The 26,697-nt window shown below is 44.5% G+C and carries 23 protein-coding genes; 8 read left to right on the forward strand and 15 right to left on the reverse strand.

Translation table 11 applies throughout. The features are described from left to right. Nucleotides 1-122: 122 nt before the first annotated feature. Both AC4EG4_RS05400 and AC4EG4_RS05405 read left to right on the forward strand, forming a co-directional pair. Nucleotides 123-305 (forward strand): SE1832 family protein, encoded by a 183-nt coding sequence (locus AC4EG4_RS05400; protein ID WP_490977324.1) that lies wholly within the window; start codon nt 123-125, stop codon nt 303-305. 37 nt (nt 306-342) lie between these two features. Beyond that, complete coding sequence (locus AC4EG4_RS05405; protein ID WP_490977323.1) at nt 343-1,905, forward strand: ABC-F family ATP-binding cassette domain-containing protein; 1,563 nt, start codon at nt 343-345, stop codon at nt 1,903-1,905. 43 nt (nt 1,906-1,948) lie between these two features. Here the strand turns inward: AC4EG4_RS05405 and AC4EG4_RS05410 are convergent, their stop codons facing one another. The 3 genes from AC4EG4_RS05410 to AC4EG4_RS05420 form a co-directional block, all read right to left on the reverse strand. After that, entirely contained in the window at nt 1,949-3,403 is a 1,455-nt protein-coding gene (locus AC4EG4_RS05410; RefSeq protein ID WP_490987132.1) for a phospholipase D-like domain-containing protein, read from the reverse strand. 90 nt (nt 3,404-3,493) lie between these two features. Next, a complete protein-coding gene (locus tag AC4EG4_RS05415; protein ID WP_490977321.1) occupies nt 3,494-4,030 on the reverse strand; it encodes an RNA polymerase sigma factor in 537 nt (178 codons plus the stop codon). A gap of 155 nt (nt 4,031-4,185) precedes the next feature. Next, nucleotides 4,186-5,433 carry a hemolysin family protein gene (locus AC4EG4_RS05420; RefSeq protein WP_490977320.1) on the reverse strand — a complete coding sequence of 416 codons (1,248 nt, stop codon included), beginning with the start codon at nt 5,431-5,433 and terminating at the stop codon, nt 4,186-4,188. 149 nt (nt 5,434-5,582) lie between these two features. On the opposite strand from AC4EG4_RS05420, the gene AC4EG4_RS05425 reads away from it, so the two are divergent. The 4 genes from AC4EG4_RS05425 to AC4EG4_RS05440 all read left to right on the forward strand — a co-directional run bounded on the left by AC4EG4_RS05425 (nt 5,583) and on the right by AC4EG4_RS05440 (nt 9,717). Next, the gene (locus tag AC4EG4_RS05425; protein WP_490987133.1) at nt 5,583-6,959 is read left to right on the forward strand and encodes a dipeptidase; all 1,377 of its coding nucleotides are present in this window, start codon (nt 5,583-5,585) and stop codon (nt 6,957-6,959) included. Nucleotides 6,960-7,038: 79 nt separating this feature from the next. After that, complete coding sequence (locus AC4EG4_RS05430) at nt 7,039-7,611, forward strand: glycerol-3-phosphate acyltransferase (protein ID WP_490987134.1); 573 nt, start codon at nt 7,039-7,041, stop codon at nt 7,609-7,611. A gap of 94 nt (nt 7,612-7,705) precedes the next feature. After that, nucleotides 7,706-8,563 carry a DegV family protein gene (locus AC4EG4_RS05435; protein ID WP_490977317.1) on the forward strand — a complete coding sequence of 286 codons (858 nt, stop codon included), beginning with the start codon at nt 7,706-7,708 and terminating at the stop codon, nt 8,561-8,563. Between the two features lie 134 nt (nt 8,564-8,697). Next, nucleotides 8,698-9,717: a DUF2804 domain-containing protein gene (locus AC4EG4_RS05440; RefSeq protein WP_490977316.1), complete on the forward strand. Its 1,020-nt coding sequence runs from the start codon at nt 8,698-8,700 to the stop codon at nt 9,715-9,717. 126 nt (nt 9,718-9,843) lie between these two features. On the opposite strand, the gene AC4EG4_RS05445 is transcribed toward AC4EG4_RS05440, so the two are convergent. After that, nucleotides 9,844-10,572 carry a glycerophosphodiester phosphodiesterase family protein gene (locus tag AC4EG4_RS05445; protein WP_490977315.1) on the reverse strand — a complete coding sequence of 243 codons (729 nt, stop codon included), beginning with the start codon at nt 10,570-10,572 and terminating at the stop codon, nt 9,844-9,846. Nucleotides 10,573-10,582: 10 nt separating this feature from the next. Next, nucleotides 10,583-11,437, reverse strand: a complete 855-nt coding sequence (gene kynA, locus AC4EG4_RS05450; RefSeq protein WP_490987135.1) for a tryptophan 2,3-dioxygenase — start codon at nt 11,435-11,437, stop codon at nt 10,583-10,585. 135 nt (nt 11,438-11,572) lie between these two features. On the opposite strand from kynA, the gene AC4EG4_RS05455 reads away from it, so the two are divergent. After that, nucleotides 11,573-12,064 (forward strand): YusW family protein, encoded by a 492-nt coding sequence (locus AC4EG4_RS05455; RefSeq protein WP_490977313.1) that lies wholly within the window; start codon nt 11,573-11,575, stop codon nt 12,062-12,064. Between the two features lie 40 nt (nt 12,065-12,104). Here the strand turns inward: AC4EG4_RS05455 and AC4EG4_RS05460 are convergent, their stop codons facing one another. The 6 genes from AC4EG4_RS05460 to AC4EG4_RS05485 form a co-directional block, all read right to left on the reverse strand. After that, nucleotides 12,105-12,950 carry a GNAT family N-acetyltransferase gene (locus AC4EG4_RS05460; RefSeq protein ID WP_490977312.1) on the reverse strand — a complete coding sequence of 282 codons (846 nt, stop codon included), beginning with the start codon at nt 12,948-12,950 and terminating at the stop codon, nt 12,105-12,107. Nucleotides 12,951-13,109: 159 nt separating this feature from the next. Next, nucleotides 13,110-14,933 carry an ABC transporter ATP-binding protein gene (locus AC4EG4_RS05465; protein WP_490987184.1) on the reverse strand — a complete coding sequence of 608 codons (1,824 nt, stop codon included), beginning with the start codon at nt 14,931-14,933 and terminating at the stop codon, nt 13,110-13,112. Continuing rightward, the gene (locus AC4EG4_RS05470) at nt 14,926-16,653 is read right to left on the reverse strand and encodes an ABC transporter ATP-binding protein (protein WP_490987136.1); all 1,728 of its coding nucleotides are present in this window, start codon (nt 16,651-16,653) and stop codon (nt 14,926-14,928) included. Before AC4EG4_RS05470 ends, AC4EG4_RS05465 begins: the two co-directional genes overlap by 8 nt. Before the next feature lie 189 nt (nt 16,654-16,842). Continuing rightward, nucleotides 16,843-17,757: a DMT family transporter gene (locus tag AC4EG4_RS05475; protein ID WP_490977310.1), complete on the reverse strand. Its 915-nt coding sequence runs from the start codon at nt 17,755-17,757 to the stop codon at nt 16,843-16,845. Nucleotides 17,758-17,811: 54 nt separating this feature from the next. Then, nucleotides 17,812-18,873, reverse strand: coding sequence for a copper resistance D family protein (locus AC4EG4_RS05480; RefSeq protein WP_490987137.1), 1,062 nt, complete (start codon nt 18,871-18,873; stop codon nt 17,812-17,814). Continuing rightward, entirely contained in the window at nt 18,870-19,406 is a 537-nt protein-coding gene (locus tag AC4EG4_RS05485; RefSeq protein ID WP_490987138.1) for a copper resistance CopC family protein, read from the reverse strand. The genes AC4EG4_RS05480 and AC4EG4_RS05485 overlap by 4 nt, the downstream gene beginning before the upstream one ends. 166 nt (nt 19,407-19,572) lie before the next feature. Here AC4EG4_RS05485 and AC4EG4_RS05490 point away from each other — a divergent pair, with 166 nt between their 5' ends. After that, the gene (locus AC4EG4_RS05490; protein WP_490977307.1) at nt 19,573-21,579 is read left to right on the forward strand and encodes an EAL domain-containing protein; all 2,007 of its coding nucleotides are present in this window, start codon (nt 19,573-19,575) and stop codon (nt 21,577-21,579) included. Nucleotides 21,580-21,937: 358 nt separating this feature from the next. On the opposite strand, the gene AC4EG4_RS05495 is transcribed toward AC4EG4_RS05490, so the two are convergent. The 4 genes from AC4EG4_RS05495 to AC4EG4_RS05510 all read right to left on the reverse strand — a co-directional run bounded on the left by AC4EG4_RS05495 (nt 21,938) and on the right by AC4EG4_RS05510 (nt 26,676). After that, the gene (locus tag AC4EG4_RS05495) at nt 21,938-22,405 is read right to left on the reverse strand and encodes a threonine/serine exporter family protein (protein ID WP_490977306.1); all 468 of its coding nucleotides are present in this window, start codon (nt 22,403-22,405) and stop codon (nt 21,938-21,940) included. A 12-nt stretch (nt 22,406-22,417) separates the two neighbouring features. Beyond that, nucleotides 22,418-23,173, reverse strand: coding sequence for a threonine/serine exporter family protein (locus AC4EG4_RS05500; RefSeq protein ID WP_490977305.1), 756 nt, complete (start codon nt 23,171-23,173; stop codon nt 22,418-22,420). 107 nt (nt 23,174-23,280) lie between these two features. Continuing rightward, a complete protein-coding gene (locus AC4EG4_RS05505) occupies nt 23,281-24,420 on the reverse strand; it encodes a zinc-dependent alcohol dehydrogenase (protein WP_490977304.1) in 1,140 nt (379 codons plus the stop codon). A gap of 108 nt (nt 24,421-24,528) precedes the next feature. Next, on the reverse strand, nt 24,529-26,676 hold the full coding sequence (locus tag AC4EG4_RS05510) for a beta-propeller domain-containing protein (RefSeq protein WP_490987139.1): 2,148 nt from the start codon (nt 26,674-26,676) through the stop codon (nt 24,529-24,531). Nucleotides 26,677-26,697 lie beyond the last annotated feature (21 nt).

Below are 26,697 nucleotides of genomic sequence, written 5' to 3' on the forward strand. Positions count from 1 at the left end.
GGCTTGTCACTTCCTTATGTTCTTTTTTGGAATTATACAGGTTTTATATAGTGAAGGAAAATCGTAAAAGATTCAACTTTTATGATTTTGTGTTACAATGGTAGAAAAATAAGGGTGATTTTGTGAACAGACAGGAATTGGAATACGCAATTGCTGAGCTTAAGATGGATTATGTTCGCCACCAAGGTGATATCGAAAAGCTCGAAACGACTGGACACGCCGGCATGGTGGAGAAAGCAGAATTGCGTTTGGAAAAAATGGAACTACAACTTGCGGAATTAAACCAAAAACTCGCGGATCTGTAACCGCGATTTTTTTTATGATATTGGAGGAATTTATTAAATGAGTTTATTAACAGTAGAAAAATTAAGCCACACATTCGGTGACCGGACCCTTTTTAACGATGTATCGTTCCGATTAGTCGAAGGTGAACATGTTGGATTGGTTGGAGCTAATGGCGTCGGGAAATCGACAATGATGAATATTTTAACGGGCAAGATCATCCACGATGATGGGCGCGTTGAATGGCAGCCACGGACGCATTACGGTTACCTGGATCAGCATACACAACTGCAGCCTGGCCGCACGATCCGCGAAACACTTCAAGATGCATTCCTGCCTCTATATCAGAAAGAAGCGGAGTTGAACGATATTGCCATGCAAATGGGCGATGCAGACCCTGAACGCCTTGAAGAGCTGCTTGAGCAGATGGCGGAAGCACAGGACGCTTTGGATGCTGGAGATTTTTACACCCTGGATGGTAAAGTCGAAGAAATCGCTCGCGGCCTGGGCCTTGATGCAATCGGCCTTGACCGCAATGTAGAAGCTTTATCCGGCGGACAACGTACGAAGCTGTTGCTTGCCAAGCTATTGCTTGAAAAACCGAAAGTTTTGCTGCTGGATGAGCCGACCAACTATCTTGACGAAGAGCACATTCAGTGGCTCGTCAATTATTTGAAAAACTATCCGCATGCGTTCTTATTGATTTCGCATGATACGGAATTCATGAGCAGTGTCACCAGTGTCATTTTCCACTTGGAATTTTCACGTTTGACGCGCTACACAGCGACATACGAAAAATTCATCGAACTTGCCGAATTGAGCAAGCAACAGCATTTGGATGCCTATGAAAGACAGGAAGACATGATCAAGAAAACTGAGACCTTCATTGCAAAAAACAAAGCACGTGCTTCTACAACCGGCCGCGCCAAGTCCCGACAGAAACAGCTGGATCGCATGGATCGCATCGACAAGCCGGAAGTTGCTGCAAAACCGCAATTTGCTTTTAAAGAAACACGCAGCCCAAGCCGTTACGTGGTGGAAGCCGAAGCTCTTTCCATCGGCTACGAAAAACCGCTGTTGCCGCCGCTAACGTTCATGATTGAACGCGGCGAAAAAATTGCACTTGTCGGCATGAACGGCGTCGGGAAATCGACCTTACTGAAAACAATGCTCGGCAAAATCAAACCGCTTGATGGAGATGTTCTGCGCGGTGAGTATTTGACGCCAAGCTATTTTGAACAGGAAGTCAAAGCACCGACCCACACACCACTCGATGAAATTTGGGCTGCTTATCCAAGCATGGACCAAGGCCAGGTCCGTGGTGCACTCGCCCGGACAGGGTTAAAGAACGAGCACATCTCCCGTCCCATGACGCAGCTAAGCGGTGGCGAACAAGCCAAAGTCCGCCTATGCAAATTGATGATGGAAGAAAGCAACTGGCTGATTTTCGATGAGCCAACCAATCACTTGGACATCGATGCAAAAGCTGAATTGAAACGCGCGATGCAAGCTTACAAAGGCACCATCGTTCTCGTAAGCCACGAACCTGAATTTTACGAAGGCCTGGCCACTAAAGTCTGGGACGTTGAAGAATGGATTTCAGCCGGCAAAACGGTGCAATAACATATAAAAAATGCCTCTTCTGGTTTTCCAGAAGAGGCATTTTTTAATAAGTCGTCAGTTTGAACAGTTTTTGGAAGCCGTAAATTCCGCGCTGCCAAAACGTAAAATCATCTTGATATTCTTCTGTCTCCAGTGTGTAAAGGGCATCTTCATTATCCCACAGACGGTCGAAATAAGTTTCCATATCTCCAGTCAGTTCGCTGTCGTTCGTTGCCACAATCCGGATATTGCTTTCCAGGTTGTAATCGTTAAACGCACGCTCCGTATAGTTGGTGGATCCCCCCGAAATGATCGTTTCATCCGAAGTTTGGATCATGATGGATTTTGTGTGGAACTGTCCGACCACAGCATTATACCAGCGGACCTCCAGATGGTCTTCTGATTCTGATAGCATTTCGTGGACTACTGGACGGTTAGGCAAACCCGTTTTTTCATTGCCAAATGCATTCTCATTGGCATCCAGAATCAGCCGAACGTTAACGCCACGGTTGGCAGCATCTGTTAATGCATTAACGACACTGGTTTCCGCGATATAGAACATGGCCAATTGAATCGAATCGCCTTCTGCCGTTTTCTCAATATCCGATAGCAAAGCATCCAGCACTTTTCGCTCCGTTAAATATTGCGCCTGATACTCTCCCTGTTGTTCGGCCGCCTCGATTCTAGGCAATTCCGGTCCACCTGAAAATAAAGAGACGGCCTCTTCTGCTTCCAAAATATCATTTAGCACAGGGCCGCTGACTTTAAACGCCATATTGCCGTGCAGGCCACTGGCATTGTGGGGATTTGCAGAACTGATGATGGCTTCTTTTTCAGTAATAACTGCTTTTCGGTGATTGGCTTTGATGTTCATCATCTTCAAGTAGGAAGATACCGTTAAATCAGGGGCGTCGCTTGACATTCCATTTGGCACCCAGCCTCTGCCTCCAGCATCAAACCACTGAAAGATGACGCGGTAAAATCCTGAATACAGCGGCGTTGAATCACGAAGCTTGTCCAAGTCTGTAGTGATGACTTCTACCCCTTCATCTTCCAATGTACCTAAAAACTGACTTTCATAAGATCCATAACCATAATTCAATGGATCGGTAATAAAATAGATAGGGAAATTCGGATTTTCTTCTTTCTTATCCAATAAATGATCGGTCAAAGTTTCCGCTACTGCTGGAAAATCCATGTCCTGATCGTTGTAATTATCAAAAAGAAACAAGTCGATGACGACAAATTCTTCTGCCTCATCAATCATGTCGTAAATTTCATTGAATATCCGCAGCTCGCTCTCGGTTTCCGTGCCTTCTTTATCTTGCGCATAAGACAAATCATAAATCATCTCAATTTGCTCAACCGCATGGAGGTCTCCCTCGCTTGAAACACCTTCAGGCAAAGGCTTGAACGTTTGCCACGCTATTACTACGATATATAGGAATGCCAGAATACCAACGGTGCCCATGACAATCCGCTTTCTTCTGCTCCATTCCTGAAACTTTCTCTTTTTCATGAACTTTCCCCCTCCTGTTTATTATAACCAGTTAGAGAAAAAATTCCTTATAATATTTTCCATAAAAAAACAACCGAAAACTCGGTTGTTTTAAGTCGCTACCACATATTCACGCGTACGTGCATCTTCCATCAGCATGTCTTTTAAACGCTGTTTTCCACGGAACAAACGGGATTTCACTGTACCGATTGATACTTTCATCGCATCTGCAATTTCAATCAATGAGTATTGGTGAACATAAAAGTAAAGGATGGTGGTGCGGTAAATCGAATCCAGCTCTGAAATCTTGTGGCGAATCATTACAGATACGTCCTGTTTCTCCAACAGTTCAGCGGCACCCGCTGAATCAGAAGGAATCAAATCCAGCAACGAGACATCTAAGCCTTCTGGCTGTTGAATCATATGTTTGCTGCGCCGTACATTTTTGCGGTAACGATCACGGAACGTATTCATGCAGATAGTTGTCAGCCATGCTTTTACATGATCCACTTCCGCAATAGAAGATTCGTAACGTACAACTTTCAGCCACACTTCCTGCATCAAATCTTCCGCTTCTGCTTTATTGCGTGTCAGTTTTAAGCATAAATGATAAATATACCGATTGTACTCTGTGTATAACGTTTCCATGATCGTGCCCCCGTCCGTTCTGCTTGTCCAGCTTTCGCTTTCTCTTAACCTTATATTGACGGAAGTTAGCCTTTCACTCTATCGCTTCTGCTTTCATTCTCCTTACAAAGGTGTAATAAAAGGAAAAAATCCGCTGTCCAAAGACAGCGGATTTTCTATGCTAACACTTCTTCTTGAGTATCGATTTTCGTAATTGTTAAGCGAACAATGCGGTTACGGTCCATTTCGTTGACTTCAACTTGAAGATTTTCATACGTAAACTGTTCGCCTTCGTCCGGCACATGCCCCAGTTGCTGCATCACAAAACCGGCGATTGTGTCATGGTCGTTCGGCACTTCCACTTTGAACATGTCGTTAACATCCTCAATTTCGAGACGGCCGTGGCATGACAGCACAGTATCTGTCATTTCAAAAACCAGTTCATCGTCTTCTTCATCTGTTTCATCTTCGATATCCTGGCCAATCATTTCCTCGATAATGTCTTCATGCGTAACAATACCGAGTGTTCCGCCGTATTCATCCAAAATTACAGCCATGTGTTTTTTCTTTGCCATCATCAATTTAAAGACTTTTTCCACGCTGACCGATTGCACCACAAACAGTGGATTGTCGTCCATCAGTTCTTCCAGCGTTAAATTCGGGTTCATGGACCATTCAATCAGCTTTTTCGAATAAAATAAGCCAACGACGTTGTCCATGCTCTCCTCGTATACCGGATAACGTGTATAGGAAGAATCCAAAATCAAGTCGCGCACTTCTTCATATGTGGAGTCAATGGCGATGCCAACCGTGTCTGTTCGATGGGTAGACATGACATCTGAAACGTCTTTATGAGGGAAATCCAGCACCCCTTTGATGCGGTCTGATTCATCTTCCTCAAACGTTCCTTCAGTAGAAGCAATATCGACCATTGTGCGCAACTCTTCTTTTGTCATACTTGCTTCTTTCACAGATCCTTTTGAAATGATGCGAATGAAAATATTTGTAAATTGTGCCAGCAACCAAGTTAACGGTTTTAAAATAACGACTAAAAAACTAATAACAGGCAGTACGATATATGCCACTTTATCCGAAAATGTAGCTGCAATTGTTTTTGGCAGCACTTCGCCAAAAATAATTAGAACCACTGTTAAAATAGCTGTCGCAAGTCCGACTTCCCAGCCTCTCGTGATGGCAATGGTCGTCACTAAAGTTGGCAACATGATGTTGGCAATGTTGTTCCCGATCAAGATGGTCGTAATCATTCGGTCCGGCTTCGCAATTAGCTTTTGCAGTTTTTGCGATTTAACATCACCCTGCTCTGCGCGAAGTTGGACCTTCATCCTATTTACTGCGGTTAATGCCGTTTCGCTTCCCGATAAGAAGAACGACATCATTAAAAAGATACCTAATGCTATGAACAAGTTTATTTCCTCCAGTATTATAAACACCTAATTTTACGAACTCTTTCCGTATTGAACACTATACCATAGCCAATTTCCACTTGTCGAAAACCAAAACTTGATATGTTATAATTTTTTCATACGCTAATCTAACGAATCGAGGGATCTTGATGAATGCTCAAGCCATAGACCAACACTTTAAAGACAACCGGGAATCTCACCTGGAAGAACTAAAATCATTTTTGCGCATTCCCTCCGTCAGCTCTTTGTCTGAACATAAAGCAGATATGCAAAAAGGAGCAGAGTGGCTGATTAACGCATTGGAAAGTGCCGGTTTGGAAAACGCCCAAATCGACGAAACCGAAGGACACCCAGTTGTTTATGCCGACTGGCTCCATGCAGAGGGCAAACCAACTGTGCTCGTATACGGCCATTACGATGTTCAGCCGGTAGATCCCCTTCACCTTTGGGAATCCGCTCCTTTTGAACCACAGGTGCGCGACAATAAACTTTATGCCCGTGGCGCAAGCGATGACAAAGGCCAAGTTTTCATGCACATTAAAGCGATCGAAGCCTTATTAAAATTAGATGGCGAATTGCCGGTTAACATCAAATTAATTATTGAAGGCGAAGAAGAGATCGGCAGTCCAAACCTTCCGAAGTATGTCGAAGAAAATCAAGAATTGCTGAAGGCCGATGTTATCGTCATCTCCGATACCGGCATGCAAGGACCAGGCCGTCCAGCGGTCTGCTACGGCTTGCGCGGACTTGCCGGTATCCAAATTGATGTCAAAGGACCAAAAGGCGATTTGCACTCTGGGCTATACGGCGGTGCTGTTCAAAACCCGCTGCACGCCATCGTGGAAATCCTGCAGTCGTTCCGTGACCAGGAAGGCCTGATTCAAGTAGAAGGTTTTTACGACGACGTTCTTGATGTTTCCGAAAAAGAACGCGAAGAATTTGCAGCACTTGAGTTTGATCTGGAGCATGAGAAAAAAGAAATCGGCATCTCAGAAGACTTTGGCGAAAAAGGTTATTCTTTCGTTGAACGTACGTGGATCCGCCCAACACTGGAAGTGAACGGCATCACGGGAGGCTTTTCAGGTGAAGGCATCAAGACCGTACTGCCTGCAGAAGCTAGCACTAAAATCACTTGTCGCCTGGTGCCAAACCAGGATCCTGACGACATCGTTGCAAAACTAAAAGCCCATGTGGAATCACACAAGCCAACTGGTGTTGCTGTTGAGATTACTGAGTTTGATAAAGGAAAACCGTTCCTGACGCCGTATGATCACCCTGCCATTCAGGCAGCTGGCCGTTCTTATGAAAAAATATACGGCGTGCCAACCGCATTTACACGAATGGGGGGATCGATTCCGATTGTTGCCGCATTTGATGAAATTCTCGGATTGCCTGTTGTCTTAATGGGCTTCGGACTTGCATCTGAAAATTTCCACGCACCGAATGAACATTTCCATTTGGAGAACTTCGATAAAGGGCTTCGCGTTATCAGCGATTACCTTTTTGAAGCCTCAAAATTAAACTAATTATATGTATAAAGGCCTTCCCTGAATAACGGGAAGGCCTTTATACTCTATTCTCATTTCAAAATAGGAGGGATTCCTAATGATCTTTTATTGGTTGCTTTCGTATGTCATCGGAAACTTTTTGACAGCCTGGTGGATTGGCAAATGGAAAGGCGTCGATTTGCGGCAGCAGCGCAGCGGCAATTTAGGGGCCAGAAACGCCGGCGCGGCACTTGGGAAATTAGCCTTTCTGCTGACTTTTCTGGGTGATGCAGGAAAGGGCGCACTTGTGGTTTGGCTCGGCTTTGTGTTTCATTTTTCGATTTGGCAAATCGCTGTAGCAGGCTTAGCCGTCATTTTGGGGCATTTGTTTCCTTTCTGGCTCAAATACTGTGGCGGCAAAGGCATTGCAGCTTTTGTCGGTGTTACGTTTTGTCTAACGCCCGATTTATTTTTGGCCATGTTTATTTTGTTCTTCGCCTTTTTCCCGTGGTTCAAAAGTGCGACTTTATCCATGCTCGCAAGCTTTGCAGGATTTATCGCGATGTCCATTATTTTGCAGGTTTGGCCAATTACTTGGCCGTTGATTGTAGCTATAATTATTATTGTAATTAAGCACAAAGGAGATATCGAAGAATCGTTCAATAGCCGGTTCCGCTCAACTTCTGTGTAGAAATACCAGTTTATTCAGCTATTACTATCGCTGAAATATTATCCATGTTATAGTTTTTATAATCTAATAATTCTAAAAAAAGGGGAGTTTTTGTATGAAGAAACCGATTGCATGGGTTATGGATACAACGGGGTTTGTCACTGAAGAATTTAAAGCGCATCCAGACGTTTACATTGTTCCATTGAATATTCATTTTGGTACTGAGGAGTTTATTGATGACGGGGTGGATTTAACGAATGATGAACTTTACCAGCGCATCAAAGATTCTGCTGACTTCCCAAAAACGTCCCAGCCATCAGCCGGTAAATTTTCGGAACTCTACGACAAACTAAAAGAAGAATACGACTGTGCAATTGCTGTCCATGCTTCTGCAAAACTCAGCGGAACCATCGCCTCCTCCACTGCCGGTGCTGAAATGAGCGAATTCAAGGTTTACGCTGTTGATTCATTAGCACTTTCATACGGCCTATCGGGCTTGGTTGAGCGTGGCTTAAAACTTCAGGAACAAGGAATAAAAGCAGAAGAAATTGCGCAGCGGCTCGAAAAGGAAACTGCGAATTTCCGAAACTATATTTTAATTGGCAACCTGTCCCAGTTGTACAAAGGCGGCCGAATGAGCGGTGCCCAGTATTACTTAGGCAGCCTGCTGCAGATTAAACCGATCGTTCAGTTAACCCCTGAAGGTGAGTTGAAACCAACCGATAAAGTACGGTCACACAAAAAAGCAATTCAGTATTTGATTAATCATGCCAAAAAAGATTACGAAGAGCATGGCGTCCGAAGATTTCAAATCATGCATGGCCATGTAACGAAAGAAGCTGAAGGTTTAAAACAGGAAGTCCTAAAAGAAATGCCCGAGGCTGAAATTTTAGTAGGTGACTTGAGTTCATCGCTTGCTGTCCATGCTGGAGAAGGCACACTCGCTTTCCAGTGGAGACGAGAAGCTTTGTAGAGTTCTTCTGCAACTAATGGAGGATAAAGCTGTTCAATTTTCAGATTTTTTGTTTGAACACATCGGTGCTAACCGGATATTCCGCTTTTGTTCTGCTACAATAAGAGTAGAAGAATGATGGTGAGGTGGATTTAATGCAACATGTGGAACGAGAACTTACTGAATTTGTAAAACTTTGTGATGCAAGAGGCCAATTAAATCCAAAAGCTATTGGGTATGCAAAACAGCCATTGGTGGAAAGCAACTTAAGCGGCAATTTTATGCGCAAGAAAAAATGGAATTACTGGTGTGTGTTTGGAGACGAAATTTTGTTTTCAGCAACCATTTCGCATTTGGATTACGCAACTGTTTGTTTTGTTTATTTCCTCAATTATGAAACGCAGCGTTTTTATGAGAAAACAATTGTGGTTCCGTATACACGGCATGTAAAACTGTCCGAAAATGCATTGGATCCCTGTCATTTCCGCAGCGATTCCATGACCATCGAGTCGGTTTACAGTCAGGACGCCACACACTTAACCGTCAGCGTCAAAGAATTTGACGGTGAAGATCTTGAAGCAATTCTGGTTATTTCTCACCCCGAGGATTACGAATCCTTGAACGTGGTCATTCCTTGGAATCGTCAAACCTTCCAATTTACCGGAAAGCATAGTTCACTTCCGGTAACTGGCATGGTCAAAATTGGCAGCCAACGTTTTGAATTTGAAAAACTGGATAGTTTTGCGGTATTGGATTATGGACGAGGCATTTGGCCAAGAGAATCGCTATGGAATTGGGGAATGGCCTCGCAGCGCTCTCTGGGAAAAGTGATTGGTTTGAATTTAGGCGGAAAGTGGACAGACGGCACTGGAATGACAGAAAACGCATTTTTTGTGAATGGCAAAATGACCAAAATCCATGAAGATGTCTTGTTTGATTATGATCGGGAAGACTTCAAAAAACCGTGGCTGGTCCACAGCAAATTCTCCGATGATGTCCAACTGACCTTCTCGCCTTTTTTCGAGCGTGTATCGAAAGCAGATGTGCGCTTTGTCAAATCGGAAGTTCACCAGCTTTTTGGCTATTATGATGGCTATGTTCGCTACGGCAATGGCAAAAAGCTGAAAATCACACGGCTCCTTGGTTCTATCGAGGAGCATTATGCAAAATGGTAATACGAAAAGCCGAATTGGGGAATCCCAATTCGGCTTTTCTATATTTTTTTACATTTTGGATACAAACGACGAGCTTTCTAACTTTATTCAAATAAAATTTGGAGATGGGGCTTGCATCAATTCGACTCAGTAAGATATCTTTTCTTCAAAATGTGCCAGCATCTTTTCGGGATGATCCGTAAAGATTCCGTGGACCCCAATTTTTTGCAATTCTTCGGCGTAAGCTATGTCATTGACTGTATAGACATAGACGATCGCCCCTTTTCGCAGAGCATCGGTGGTCATTCTTCTAAAAGCTGATGGCAGTGATACATGGATGCGTTTTGTTCCAATGACACGTGCATAATCGTAAACATCCACCAACACTTCAAATGTCAGAATGGCGCTCTCCACTTGCTTTCCTTGCACAACAGACTGGATATCTTCGTGATTAAAAGAAGAAATTAGCACACGATCGGTGAATCCGCGTTTTGCGGCCAAATCAACTACCTTATCCGCCAAGCCGTCATAAGGGAAAACATCGGTCTTCAGCTCGATATTCAACCTATGGTTGGTTTCTTCAAAGATATCGAATATTTCGTCCAAGGTCGGAATCTCTTCCCTGCTCCATTCCTCAGAACGCCAAGAACCACAATCCAATTCTTTCAATTCTTTTAAGGTCATGTCTTTTACATAGCCTTTGCCATTTGTCGTTCGGTTTACTTTTTCGTCGTGAATGACGACAATTTCCCCGTCTTTCGTTAAATGCACATCAATTTCGACGCCCGTAATCGGCAATTCAGCCGCAGCACGAAAGGCCGCTAATGTATTTTCTGGATAGGTGCCTGAACAGCCTCTATGCGCATAAATCTTCACAAAACCCCTCCTAAATGTCTGTCCGTATTTCCCAAAGCTCTGGGAAAAAATATTGATCCAGTACTTTTTTCAAATAATTAACGCCGGATGAGCCACCAGTTCCCTGCTTAAAGCCTATCACACGTTCCACTGTCTTCATATGGCGGAATCGCCATTGCTGGAGCCAGTCTTCAATGTCCACCAATTTTTCTGCCAGCTGATATAGTTCCCAATATGTATCCACATCACGGTAAACTGTTTTCCAAGCAGCACGAACGCTTTCGTTGGATTCATACACCATACTGACATCGCGCTGCAGAACTTCATCGTCGATCGCGAACCCGCTTCTCGCCAGCTTTTGAATCGCAGCATCATAAAGTCCTGGAGCATTAAACGCCTGTTCAAGCTCCGCATGAAGCGGTGCATCTTTTTCATAGATTTTCAGCACATGCTGGGTTTTGTAGCCAAGGGCAAACTCAATCATGCGGTACTGATAGGATTGGAAACCGCTGGAATTGCCCAAATCATCGCGAAACTCCATATATTCTGCAGGTGTCAATGTTGACAACACGTCCCACCCTTGGATAATCTGGGATTGAATGCGCGACACTCGTGCCAATTGCTTGAACGCCGGCTGCAGATCGTCTTTATGAATATTGTCGATGGCTGCCCTCAATTCGTGCAAAATCAGCTTCATCCATAGTTCCGAAACTTGGTGGATGATGATGAACAAGGTTTCATCATGATGACCGCTGACACCGTCCTGCGCTGTCAGTAACTTATCCAAATGCAGGTAGTCTCCATAAGTCATGCTTTCTTTGAAATCCGTGCGGATGTTTTTCTCAGATGCGGCAGCGACATTTTGCCCATTTTCGTAATTATTCATCAAAATTGCTCCGTTCGAACTCGGCTTTGGCTCTGCTGTTCTCAGTTGTTGCCTATCCTGTAAAAAATTGATTAATCTTAAGAATTCGAGTACATTCTTAATGTAAGTATAAGCTATTTGGAAGGATGGAATCAGATGATTTTCAACAAAAAAAATGCACTAGCTTCTTTGCTTTTTTCTTCAGCTTTAATTTTAGGCGCCTGTGGCGACGATGAACAAGTGACTCAACCGGTAAACAATGATAACCAGGAACAACCCGCCGAAACAGGAAACACAGACACCACATCTTCTGAATTTGGAGAAACATTCGGTTTTACGGATTTCGACTTTAATGTCGACTTTCCCGATATGGACGACATGATTGAAATTAGCTACGAAGAAGATCGCGACCAAATTGAAGCTGAATACAAAAACAAAATGACAGACACGGACGTATCCGGAAATGCTGCTATGGATGAAATCGAACCCGGTTTTAGCCAACTTGAGCTGACAGCTGAAACACCTGATGCAGATGTCATTGCGCAAGTCATCGAAGCTTTTGGTGTTGAAGACGGATTTACTGAACTTGAAATCGAAATCAGATTTCCTGACGGGACAGAAAAAGAATATCAACAAAACGGCAACTAATTTCATTGCCAAGAGCGATTCGCCTATGCGAATGGCTTTTTTATTGCAAATGACGTTTCCAATAGAAAATAGTTTGGATTCTGCTAAAGCCTGATTTCTCATAAACATGCAATGCTTCGTTGTTCGTTTCTACATCCAGCAAAACTTCTTGCAGTTCGCGCTGAAACGCCAAGTTCCGGCACCATTTCAAAAATTGTTTGCCATATCCTTGGCCTTGCTGCTCAGGATGGACCGCAAATGCGGTCACCCATAAAGCATTTCCCTCGACCACAAGCGTTGCGGTAGCAAGCAGCTGTTGATCTTTCTGAAGCAGCCAAATCTCCCTATCCGGGTCCACCATATTGTGTTCCATAATTGCCAACACCGTGTCATCAAAAGCTGCGGTCAACAATTCCGCCAGTTCTTTCGCTTGTCCTGCATATGGAACAACCGTTGCCTCTTCAAACAAATTGGCGTCTGGCAACGGCTCTGCAGAAAGTAGAATTTCGTTGAAATCTGGCAAGTATCCAATGCTCTCCATAAACGCAGCTACTTCGGCATCATTGACAAAAGCCGCCAATTCGCTTTCTGCCTGGCGTTGGCTTAAGGCATGGGATACACCATCTGCTAATGCTGATCCAAGTGATAGACGCCGGTAATCCGGGTGAACAAATAACGACCATTCGTAATGATGCAGCCCCACCATATCTGCAGCTGCAGCAAAACCGATCAACTCTTCTTTACCTGTATAAGCAATCACAGCAAAGCCTCTTGCATCGGCTGCTCTCCAAAGGGATGGATGAAGGACTGTTCTTTGCTCAACTGGCAAGTCCGTCAGCAGCTGCTCCATATCACTGGCTGTTTGGTTATCTACTGGAAATGAAACAATTGATAATGATAAATCCATCTGGCAACCTCCTCTCGACATTTATTGCTCAATGTTTCTCTGTGTTTTATCCTATCATAGCGCAGGCAAATTCGGTATTGGGCAAAAATACATCCAACACCAAAAGCCTGCTCCGCATTTCCGGAACAGACTTTTAGTGTTGCGATATGATGAACGGTTTTACAGCTTCGCATCTTCCAGCATATTGGCATAAATGCCATTTGCGTTTAACAGCTGCTGCTGCGTTCCCGATTCGACCAATTTCCCCATCTCCATAACCAAGACCAAATCGGCTTTTCGCACCGTATTCAACCGGTGGGCGATGACAAAGCTGGTGCGGCCCGCCATGAGCCGTTCCAATGCCTCTTGTATCTTCAGTTCGGTGACCGTATCGATGCTGCTCGTTGCCTCGTCCAACAACAAAATAACCGGATCAGCAATCAACGCACGAGCGATGGACAGCAATTGCTTTTGGCCTTGGCTGATCATGGATCCGTCGCCCGTCAGAATTGTGTCGTAGCCATCTGGCAGCTTTTCGATAAAGTCGTGGGCATTTGCACCTTTTGCCGCTTTCACCACTTCTTCATCAGTAGCGTCCAATTTGCCGTAGCGGATGTTGTCGCTGACCGTTGCTTCAAACAGAAATGGGTCCTGCAGCACAAAGGCAATTTGTTTGCGCAAAGTTTCCCGGGGCATTGCAGCAATCGGCGTGCCATCCAGACGGATCTCACCTTCATTGGCGTCATAAAAACGCGCCAATAATTGCATGATCGTCGTTTTCCCTGCACCAGTTGCCCCAACAAGTGCTGTGGTTTGGCCAATGCCAACAGAAAAACTGACGTTGCGAATGGTCCAATCTTCCTCTGCTCCTTCGTATTTAAAAGAAACCTGATCGAAAACCACTTCGCCTTCCAATTGCTTGTCCTCATTCAAGACCAAGTCGTCTTTTTCTTCTGTTTCGTCCATAATCGAGAAAACCCGCTCCGCTCCAGCTATTGCAGACAAAACAGTATTAAACTGATTGGCCAAATCATTTAATGGACGGGTAAACTGGCGCGAGTACTCCGTGAAGATCACAATAACGCCGATTGACACAGAACCATTGAGTGCCAGGATTCCTCCAACACCGGCTACAATCGCAAAACTCCCGTTGTTAAGGAAGTTCATCACTTTTGGAATAAACCCGGCATAAGTCCAAGCCCAAAATCCGGCATGGCGGAGCCGCTCGCTTTTTTCACGAAATTCTTCCATGACGCGGGGTTCCTGTGAAAAGGCCTTAACGATTTTCTGGCCTGAAATCGTTTCTTCGATCATGCCATTCAGCTCGCCAATCGCTTTTTGCTGTTCTTTATAAAGCCGACCTGTACGTTTCGTAATCCACTGGATCGAAATGTACATGAGTGGAATGATGATTAAGGTCAATAATGTCAATAATGGACTCAAGGTTAGCATGACAATGGCCGTACCGGTCAAGGTCAAAATACTGGAAAACACTTGGATAAATGACGTATTCAAGGTGGCCGAAACATTTTCAATATCATTGGTCATCCGGCTCATTAATTCCCCGTGCTGCCGCTTGTCAAAAAAGCTGACCGGCAATCGTTGAAGATGTGAGAAAAGACGCGTCCGCAAGCGAAAAATCACTTGCTGAGCAATGCCCACCATCCAAAAGTTCTGCAAATACAAGGAGACGGAATGGCCAATGTACACGACAATCAACCATAATACGACGATTCCCATCCCATCGAAACTCTGGGGAACAATGTATTCATCAATGATGTAGCCGATTAAATAAGGACCAAGCAGCGCTAAAGCCGAACTGACAAATACAAGCGCCAACACAATAATTAGCAAGAAGCGCTGTTCATCGACCAGCTTCCAAACTTTCAGAAGAGTGGATTTCCAGTTTTCAGCGCGCTCAGACTTTTTCTCTTTCTTTTTTTTCAAATCTTCTTTCGTTAAAATTGGCTCATGTCCGAAAGGGCGGCGAATGGCATTAAACATATTCATCAACCTCCTCTTCTTGTTGGGACATCGCAATTTGGCGATACAGCTCCGAACTCTTCATCAGCTCTTCGTGAGTTCCGTAAGCGGAGATCCTGCCATCTTCCAGCAGCAGGATGCGGTGGGTTCTCATTGCCGTCCGTATTTTCTGAGTCACCACGAGCATGGTCGCTGCTTCCCGGTCCAGCTCTTCCCAAAGAGCGGCTTCGGTTTTGACATCGAGCGCACTTGTGCTGTCATCCAAAATTAAAACGGACGGTTTGCGCACCAAAGCACGGGCGATGGACAAACGTTGTTTTTGGCCACCGGATAAATTGACGCCTTTTTGACCGACGCGTGTAAAGTAGCCTTTCGGAAAACGTTCCACTGTTTCGTGAATCTGCGCTTTGGCAGCTGCGTCAGCCAATTCCTCCTGCACGACTTTGTCTTTGCCCCAAGACAAATTATTGGAAATCGTTCCGGTAAAAAGAAGCGACTGTTGCGGCACAATGCCGATCGTTTTGCGCAGCGCACGCAGCGACCAGTCTGTGACATCTGTGCCGTGCACCGATACCGTTCCTTCCGTTGCATCGTAAAATCGCGGCAGCAGCTGCAGCAAAGAAGACTTCCCGGAGCCGGTTGCTCCCATAATGGCCAGTTTTTCATTGGCCTTCAAGTGGAATGAAACATTCTGCAGAACCGGCTGTGAACTTTCCGGATAGGTGAACGACACATTATCAAACTTGACTTCCCCGCGCCGCAGGGCTTTAACCTCACCGATCTCGTCCTTTTCACGACTATCTTCAGCTAACAGAACTTCTTCAATCCGTTCAGAAGAAGCTTTGGCACGTGCGAAAATCATGATGATAAATGAGAACATCGTGAAAGCACCCGTCATGCGCATTGCATAATTGACAATGGCAACCAATTCACCGATTTGGGCTCCCCCGCTTCGAATTTCAAATGCCCCAAACCACAAAACGGCTAACAACGATAAATTCATGCCGAACAATAAAATCGGCAAAATGATTTCCATGATTCTGAAGGCTTTTACTGTATCGATTTTCAATGCTCCTGCCACTTCAGAAAAACGGTTCGCTTCATATTTCCCGCGGAGATATGCTTTGATTAGACGCACTGCCTGCAGATTTTCCTGGACAATTCGGTTGACGCGATCCAGGCGTTTTTGGACAAAGCCAAAATAACTGACGCCTTTTTTAACCATGACGTATAGAAAGATCAGCAAAAAAGGAAAGACAATAATCAAATAAAAGGCTAATTTGGGATTGACGACAAACGCCATAATCATACTTCCCACCACGAGCAAAGGAGCACGCAGCATGATCCGCAATCCCATATAGAGTACTTGTTGAACCATCGTGACGTCACTCGTTAATCGCGTAATTAAACCAGAAGCTGGAAATTTATTGAACATTGCCAATGAAAAAGATTGAATTCGCCCATAAAGTGCTTGGCGAAGATCAAACGAAAAACTTTGCGAGGCATGTGCAGCAAAATACGAATTGATGATTCCTGAAGCAAAAGCGATAACAGATAGCCCCATCAGCAAAATTCCTAATTGAATAATGACACCTTGATCTCTTTCTACAATTCCTTGGTCAATAATATTGGCGATGACAAGCGGCTGAAGCAATTCCACTGTCAATTCCAGAAGCATTAAGATCAACGCGATGGCCATATAAAATTTATATGGTTTTGCGTATGAAAATACGGTTTTCATGAGAAGGCCTCCTAAACGTTTCGAAACTCGAACCTTTGTATTGAATAGTATGCCATAATTTTCAGATATCGAATAGGAATTTCTATTTTAAACCAGAAAACGACGCCTCTTTGGAAGACATCGTTTAAAAAATGAAATGCATTATTTTCTTTGGCTTGAACAATGAGCAGAACATCCATGTCCCTGTCCTTACTCCAGTTCTACCTTGTTCTTTTTGGGACTGCCGGCTAGCGACAGCCAAGTGACAAAAACCAGCATCCCCAGAGCACCGGCCAATTGAACCGGAGACAGCACTTGCCCGAACCAGAACATGGAAATGACCATCGCGGTCAACGGCTCCATTGATGACAGGATACTGGTTTCAACCGCGGTGATGTAACGCATGCTGCTGAGGAACAAGACGAAAGCAGCTGTTCCGATGACGATGATGGAAAAAATTGCACCGATGACCGGCAGTTGGGTTAGGACTGGCCATTCCTCTGATAAGAAAATTGGATTTACCAGTCCAAGAAAAATGCCGCCAAAAAGCATCGACCAGCCGACAACGAGCAACACGCCCCATTCCTGCATCAAGCGCGCCGGGTACAGTGTATAAAAAGTAAAAGCCAGGCCTACCAAGATGCCCCAGAAAAAGGCTTGGCCGCTGATGATCAACTGATCAGGTCTGCCGTTGGTTAGCAGCAAAAACAAGCCCGCCAGCGTTCCAGCCATACCGATAATTTGATAGCTTGGCGGTATTTTTCTATGAGTGATGGAAACAAAGAGAATAACATAGACGGGAGCTAAAAATTGCATCAAGGTTGCCACCACTGCATTGCTTGCTTCAATCGCCGCAACAAAGCTGTACTGGACGCCAAGCATTCCCAATATGGAGAAAATCAGCAAGGGACGAACCCATGTTTTATTGCGGAATATGGCTGTGACGCGTACACCTTTGAGTTTTAGGAACAGCAGCAGGAAAAGGCCAGCCACAATCAAACGGATGGTCAAAAGAAATGATACGGAAATCCTGTAGACCTCCATGGTCCATTCCATTAAAGGTCCTGTGGCTCCCCACAGCATGGCCCCAATCAATATCATGGAAATTCCTTTTAAACGTTCCATGCTTTCACTCCTTTCAACAGAAAAACCAATCCCGAAAGATTGGTTGGAAATAAGTTAAAATGACAGGTTCATCATTAACCCCACGTAGAAACTGATAATAAATCCGATACTAAACAGCAACGTCAGCCAAGCATTTAGCTGACGGTAAAATCCTACCAGCACTAAGGCCAGCAACAATAAACTGAGTCCCATCAACAGCGAGCCATTTAATGTCCAATCCAATCCTGCCGTAAGCGGAATGTATAATGGACCAGCCAATTGTTCAATCAGCCACCCGCTGCCCTCAATCCGCAGCGTATCGTTAACATCATGGGGAGGTGCCTGCTTGCTCATAAATGCTGTGAACACGAAAACCAACAAAAGCAGGATGCTTTCTACTTTCAGCCAAGCTTGCTGGAATACTTTTTTCTTGTTGAGAAAACCATTGATTAATGCTGCCAGGAGTACAGGAATAATGCTGAGGTGCTTCAGCAGGAGCAACTGCCCATAAGGCAAGGCCCAAGAATTGGCATAGTCAGCCGGTGCCACAAAAAAGAACATGATGACAATGCCACTGGCCATCACAGCGGCTACACAGAACAACGCAAACGGCGTAAACCAGGCCACAAATCGCGGCCAATTCATTCCTTCTCTTGTAAACCAGGCCACGTGGAGAAGCACACCTGCCCACATCGCCATAAACAGAACATGGATGGAATGGAGAACAAATCCGGCCCACAGGTCAAGAGTCGAAACGTGGCTGTAGAAGCCGACAGTCAGGATTAACAGGAACAAATAAAGCGCCTGAATATAGCGGCTTCCACCCAAATAGATGGCAATGGCCAGGACAACACTGAACAGCAATGTGATCATCCATCCTTGGCCTACGCGAAATCCAGTAATGGCATTCAGGTAAGAGTCACTCCAGCCTTGGGTGCTTTGAAGAAACACCGCAAGTTCATATACGGGGCTAAATGACAGCAAAACAATTCCAGCCGTGCTGAGCAGCAGCAGAACTTTGGATGTAGCGACCTGCGGTTTACGGTCTTCCGGCACAAATTGCAGGATAACCGAACCCGCTAAATAAGAAAAGGCAATATACAACAAGACATCGGCAAATGCAGTGATAAATATCATTTCTTTTTCATCACCACTTTATAGATTCCGAAGACTGCCAAAACGACAACAAGCCCGAGCAATATTGTGACAAGAACATTGCTGCCGTCTTCAGTTGCGGCTGATGCCGCTTCTTGCTCTGATGCTGCAACTGACTGTTCTGCTGGCTCTTCAGCTTCCTCGGGAGAAGTAGCTTCTTCTTTGGTTTTCATTGAGACAGTAAAGGCAATTTCACCTTCAATCGGATGGCCGTCCTCTCCAATGATCTTCCACAGAATCCGGTAACTGCCACTCTGCAGAGGTTCATTAAGCTCAGCTGCCATTAGATCTTCCTCTACAGTAACGCGGTCAAATTCAACCGATCCGCTTTCGCCAACAAGCGTCATTGAACTGCCCTCTTCAATTCTTGTGCCAAAAACCAACTCTACTTGTTCCAAAGCTTGGGTTAGGTTTTCCCCTTCCGCTGGGTTTGATGACAACAATGTTGTATGCGCTTGAACCGATAAAGGTAAAATTAGAATCAGGAATAAACCAATAAAAAATTTATATAACATTTTTTTACCTCTATTTTCATATGATTTATGCCTATTCTCTCACGATTGTCAATGAAAGGATAGTGAAAAATCAGTGACTTTCGTGTAGAGATTATTTTGAAAAGGATGACGATATACCTTTTCTTCTCTATAATGAAAGTACACTACGGTTAAGGAGAGTCAACGAATGAGCGAATTGCAAGGAAAACTAGCTGATACCCTCGTTTTCAACCATATTCCTTTCCCCATCATCATTTTAGACCAAAACGGCTTGATTGCCTGGTGCAACCAGCATGCTGAGCGCGTTTTCCAAATAGAATCCGAAGCGGTCAAAGGACAGCTTTCTCCTTATATGAATCCTGAAAAAGCAGCGTTAAGCAAGCATTCATGGGACACATTATTACATACTGAGGAACCGGTTAAATTTGAAGATGTGGAAATCGAATTGGGCGATGGAATAAAGGCTTACACTACTGTTGTAGCCAAATCCTACACTTCAGACAACGAACAGTTTGTTATGACGATCTATGAGTTGGATGAAGGAGACGCGGAAGGATCCGCCCCTAAAGAATTAAACCATTTGCGCAATGGTTTGGACGACTCTTTTATGCTGCTTTATTTTGATCAGGAATTTTTGATTACATATGCAAATCCCTTATTTTTGAAGTTAAGCAAATGGACACCAAAGCGGATTTTAGGCAAGCCGGTATGGCACATGTTCGGAGATGGTGCGGCAGATGTTCAATTTGTTGACTCCATTTTATCGACGCTAAGAGAAGGCAATGTCTGGAACGGCGAAGCGAAAAAAGTTAAAAAAGATGGCGAAATTTACTGGGTTGACCTAACTGCCATTCCGATGCAGCTGTCCAAAGATGATACGTATTATATTTTCCTGGAAAAAGATATAACAGCCAATAAAAAAGCCCAGCAGCATCTTGAGGAAATTGCATTTATCGATCCTGTAACGGGTTTGGAAAACCGGCATCGGCTTGAGCAAGTGGTCAATGAATATATAGAAGAGGGACGCCACTTCTCCTTCATCTTCCTCGACATTGATCGTTTTTATACTTTGCGTGACGTGTCAGATACCGACACTGAAAATGAATTGCTTATCGAATTTACGAAGCGCCTGCGGATGTACTTTTCAGATTCCATTATTACACGCGCTGGCCTGCATGAATTTGCATTAGTGACACCCCTCAGCAATTGGTTTATTGAAGGGTTTCTTCATTACCTTAAGCAGCATCCCATCTACCTGCAGGGGACAGCTGTACCTATGACGATCAGCGGGGCGATTACAAAATACCCTGAAGACCAGCAGAGCTTCATGCATTTGATCAAAGCTTCTTATGCGACCATCAAAAAAGTGAAGGATCGCGGAGGCAGTGCCATTTCCGCACTGACATCCGATGACCACGAGCGATTAAACCGCAAAGCCTTAATCGAAAAAAGATTGATCTACGCATTGGACCGCAAAAACCTGCAGCTTTTATACCAACCGCAGGTTAACTTGAACAATGGAAAAGTCGAACGCGTAGAAGCACTCGTACGCTGGACCGATTCAGAAATCGGTATTGTTACGCCTGACGAATTGATTCCGATTGCAGAAGAAAATGGCTTAATCAATGAAATCGGCAGCTTTGTCATCGAAACGGCCACTAAGCAATTGAGCGATTGGCAATCTAAAGACATCGACTTGCAGATCAGCATCAACTCATCGATTCGTGAATTCAGAGACAAAGATATGGGCAAACTGCTCCTTGAGCAACTAAAAATCAACAATTGCAAAGCCAGCTCTTTGATGATTGAAATCACAGAGAAATTTGCTCTTGAAGCCGAGGCCGAACGTTCTATTATGACGCAGATGAAGCTCCTTCACCAAGAAGGCATCAGCTTTGCATTGGATGACTTTGGGACGGGCTACGCTTCGTTCCGTTACATGCTAATGCTGCCAATATCTGCATTAAAAATCGATCAGACGATTATCCAATCCATCACCAAACAAGAAAAAATTCAAAAATTGATCAACGGCATGATTCAATTTGGCAAATCACTTGACCTTCAAGTAACAGCTGAAGGTGTTGAAACCAACGAACAATTCGAGCTTTTGCGCGCCATGGGCTGTGACAGCCTGCAAGGCTACATCATCGGCCACCCAATGACAGCAGAAGACCTAGAAAAATGGCTGGGGTAAACAGAAAAGCGCAAGCACCCGTGTAGATTTGACGGGCATAAGCCAGACCGGCGAAGCGGCGCTCTTTGCCGCACAGTCGGGCTGGCTTATGACCCTAGAATCTGGGTGCTGGAGCTGGACAATACAGAAAAGTAGAAGTGCCCGTGTAGCTCTGACGGGCATAAGACAGACCAGTAGTGTGGCGCTCTTTGCCACGATGCTGGGTTGGCTTATGACCCAAAGAGCTGGGCACTGAAACTGGACAACAAGAAAAGCGCAAGCACCCGTATAGATTTGACGGGCATAAGACAGACCGGCGAAGCGGTCTTTCTGCAGTTGCTCGCTCACAAAATATAAAAATGGGTCTGACAAACAAGAACTACTCTTGTGTCAGGCCCATTTTTCTTTGTATTCTTTTTGCCTGCCGCTTAAAGAACAGCTGCATCAGCACTTCCGCAAAGACCAATCCCATTGCCACAGCTCCGGAAATCATCAATGCTTCGGAAGCAAAAGCGATAGCTTCCAAGTAATTATTTTCAACAATGTTTCGCATTGCATTGTACGCCTTGCTTCCCGGCACCAATGGAATAATTCCGGCGATGCTGAAAATGATCATCGGCATGCGGAATTTCTTGGCCAATAAATGCGCCACGATCGAAACAGCAAATGCCCCAGCAAAAGAAGCCTGCACCGAATCATCGAAGATAAGGAAGAATGTGCGGTAAATGAGCCAGCCACTCATACCGACCAGGCCACAACTGACTAAGGTTCTGCGCGGCGTATTGAAAATGACGCCGAATGCGCCAGCAGCCAAAAAACTAAGAAATGCTTCCAATGGCCAGTTCATCTGAACTCCTCCTTAAAATGATAAAACTACTGCGATGCCGGCACCAATAGCAAATGCTGTCAAAAAAGCTTCTGCACCTTTAGATAACCCGGATACAAAGTAGCCAGCCATCAAGTCACGTACAGCATTGGTAATCAGCAATCCCGGAACCAGCGGCATGATGGAACCGATGATCAGCGTATCCAGATTTTTTGCAAACCCGCTATAGACAGCGAGTGATGCCAGTATTCCTACAGCTAAAGCGCCGATAAATTCAGCAAATATCTTAACACGTGTTTCTGCAAGTATGGTTTCCACAATGATAAAACCGATTCCGCCAAACACAAACGCGAACGGAAGATCAATCCAACTGCCGCCCAAAAGAATTAAAAAGCAACCACTCGCTACTGAAGCTGCTAAAATCTGCAGCCATATATTGAATCGATAATTGGTTTGGTCGATTATCAGCATTTCGTCATAAGCTTGTTGCAATGTATATTCACCAGCCACCAATTTTCGTGAAACGGAATTGATAAGCGCCACCCGCTCCAAGTCGGTACTCCGGTTATTGACCCGAACAAATCGTGTAGCCAATTCTTCACTAGGAGAAAACATGATGCCTGTCGGTGTTACGAAACAATGAGAGTTTACCATGTTTTGTGAAACCGCCATACGGATCATCGTATCTTCTACACGATAAGTCTCGGCTCCGCTTTCCATCATGATTCTGCCCGCCAGCAAGAAACAATCCAATGCCAGTTCGCGCCTGGTCTCTCCTACCTGTGCCACATGTTTTTCCCCTCTCGCAGTCAGTTTCAGTACTTATCATAACTCACATGGACAAAAAATTAAACGCCCCGACTTCGCGGGGCGTTTAATAGGTTCTTTATGAGTACTTAAGGCTTTAATACGACCTTCGTACAGTTATCTTGGTGATCGTTAAAAATCTGATAGGCATCGCTGGCATTTTCCAACGGCACAATATGTGAAATAATTTCCCGCGGATCGAATTCTCCGTTTTCAATTTTTTCATATAACATTGGCATCAAGTGAATAACCGGTGCCTGCCCCATCTTCATCGTCACGTTTCGCTCGAATAGGTTGCCAAGAGGGAATTGGTTGTACGTCATTCCATAAACCCCGGTCATTTGAATGGTTCCAAACTTGCTGACCGCATCTTTAGCAATGTTAATGGCACTCAGCGTTCCACCTTGTAGCATCAGCTTTTGCTGGGCTGCTTCAGCAGGAGATTTCTTGCCGTCCATTCCTACACAATCAATTACGACGCGTGCTCCACCTTGCGTGATTTCATGAATCAATGCACCTGTATTGTCGTGTTTGCTGAAATCAACAATTTCGACATTGTTGATTTTTTTAGCAAGTTCCATTCTGTAAGGAATTTCATCCACTGCAATAACACGGCTTGCACCTTGCATCCAGGCGAATTTTTGGGTCATTAAACCAATCGGTCCACAGCCAAGAACTACTACTGTATCCCCTTTTTTCACTCCCGCATTCTCCACGCTCCACCATGCAGTTGGCAGAACATCAGACAAGAACAGCAGCGATTCATCTTCCAGCTCCGAAGACTCCGGAATTTTAAGAGGCATGAAGTTTCCGTAAGGCACGCGCAAATATTCGGCTTGTCCGCCTGAATAATCACCATAGCGTTCGGTTAAACCAAAATATCCACCCGTATCAAAATGGGGGTTATCGTTTGAATTGTCGCATTGGCTTTCCATCTCATTACTGCAATAAAAGCACTTGCCGCAGCTAACGTTAAAAGGAAGGACGATGCGATCCCCTTTTTTCACTTTGGTCACATCTGGTCCGACTTCTTCTACAATGCCCATTGGCTCGTGCCCAATGACCGTGTCTTTCGTTGTCGGCAATGCACCTTGATAAATATGCAAATCCGTTCCGCATATAGCGGTTGAGGTTATTTTTACGATGATGTCGTCTTTTTTCTGAAGCACAGGATCTTTGACATTTTTCACTTGCATATTTTTCGTTCCTTGAAACGTTACTGCTTTCATCGATATCCCTCCAGTTTTTAGTTTTCAGAACACTCTTCAACTTCCCTTTTTTTGCTAATTAAAAACATAAAAAAAGAAGAGACCCGTTCCTTAGGCCTCTTCCTGATGCTAATCAAATACTACATTCCCAATTGGCTCGAAAGTATCCAAGCTATAGCTTTTGATTTCGCCATTCGCTACTGTATACAATTCCTCCCCAACATAAAGAACTCGCTGAGTGGCGGTGTTCCAATCTTCGTATTGACTGTCGGTTTGTTCAATTAAGTTTGCGGCTTGGGAAATCCCTCCAGGTGTAATGGTATAAATCAGCGCCCCTTCACCATGAAATTCCAAATAATCATCTGCACCTTCTTCGTAAATTGCTGCTGGAAAACCAAACAGATTTTTTTCCGGATGTGTAAACAGTGCTTTATGGTCGTATTGAAGAGTTGAGTACGTTCCCGGTCCTCCAATAATTTCTGTGTCTTTTTCTACTGGAGCGGCAAAGTCACTGACATCAAACAAGGAAATTTTCATGCCGCCTGTCACGACGCGCGGTTCCCCATCCTTTACTGGCTCCAATTTGGTGTCGTATCCAAAACCGACCAAATGATCCTCGTCCAGCGGATGCAAATAATTTGAAAAACCAGGAATTTTCAATTCTCCGAGCACTTGTGGTGAAGAAGGTGTCGAAACATCGATGACGAAAAGCGGATCGGTTTCTTTAAATGTCACCATATAGGCCTTATCTTCGATAAAACGAGCAGAATAAATTCGCTCTCCAGGCGCCAAGTCTTCCACCGATCCTACCTGATTCATTTGGCTATCCAAAATAAACAAGTGATTTTTTGTAGGAGAAGCCACATCCCAGGAAACCCCTTCTGTTGTCGCTGCCCGAAAATAGCCGTTGTGTTCATCCATCGAAAACTGATTGAGCAAAGAACCCGTTAGTTGTGCAGAAGCCAAAAACTCAACTGCAGTACCGTTTAAACCGAACTTAAATACTTCCGTGTTGGCCTGCTGCGGCATCCAACTGATGATGTCACTATTGCTTATTTCTTCATCGCTGAATGGAACATAGGCGGAGGCTGTCAAATAAAGATTTTCTTCATTCATGTAAAGCTGCTCACTGCCGCCCAAAAACCCTTCAGTCGAGATCTCACTCATTTCAGGAGCATTCAAGTCAATCGTAGTGATGATGCTGTAATTGCCTTCCATAGTTCCAGGTAATATCGCGATATTGTCATAAGGCAGGGGCTGAATTTCTCCGCCATCTTTTGAATCGTAGTAGTGTGGGCGAAGTTCAGGCTCGTCCTGTTCTTCCAGCATCCAATAATCCGGATAAACATTGGTCACAAAGTAAAGAACATTGTCGGTCAGTCTGGCACCACTTAAATTTCCTTCCGCGCCAAACTCACGAACCAGCTGAGGCGATTGTGGATTGCTGACGTCGTATAAATAAACAGAAGTCAGACCCAAATACGACTGTTGGCTGCGCGGCATCTCATCCATTGGCATAGTGGAAAATCGGCTTCCTATGATAATCAGTGTATCTCCCGATAGGAACAGTTGCTGAGGATAGGTTTCCTGCGTAAAAGGCAATTCAGCCGCAACAGTCATTTCTTCGGGGTTTTGGACATCTGTAATTACCACTCGTGATTCACTGATTGAATAGATATACGAGCCGTCGGTCTTCACCATATCGGCTTCATCCACTCCCTCAACTTGGTTATTGGTGGTCGAATGATCGCCTCCAGCTCCTTCACTGCCACCTGATGCAGAGTCGGACGATTCGGCTGTTTCTTCGCTGTTTTCACTAATAGTGCCGCCGGATTGCTGATTATTCTGCCGCATTTCCATTAACTGTGCAAAATAATTTCGCAGTTCTTCTGCATCCGAAAGCTGTTCCAATTGTTCCTGCACGACAAAAGAAATTTCTGTATTCATCAAACTTTTCATAAAGTTGTTTTTTAATGCTGCTCTTTTGATATGCAATTGGTATTGGCCGTTAGTGATCTCAGGAATTTCCAAGGTTTTCCCATTCTCATGGAGAATCATTTCAACCTCTACCTGCTCACCTTGTGCATTTGTAATGTAGACATCGCCCTGATCGATGGCATCCTGCTTGAGGGACGAAGAAAAGTTGGCTTTCCAGCCCTGATCGGCTAACGCAACAGATGAAGCGCTTACCGATACTTTATCGTTAAAAAAGACAAACGCGAGACCCATCAATATAGCTGCGACTGCAGCAAAAGCCCAAATTTTTTTCTTCTTCACGGAGCTTCACGCCCTTTCAGA

The sequence above is a fragment of the Planococcus sp. TJ-201 genome (assembly GCF_058268495.1).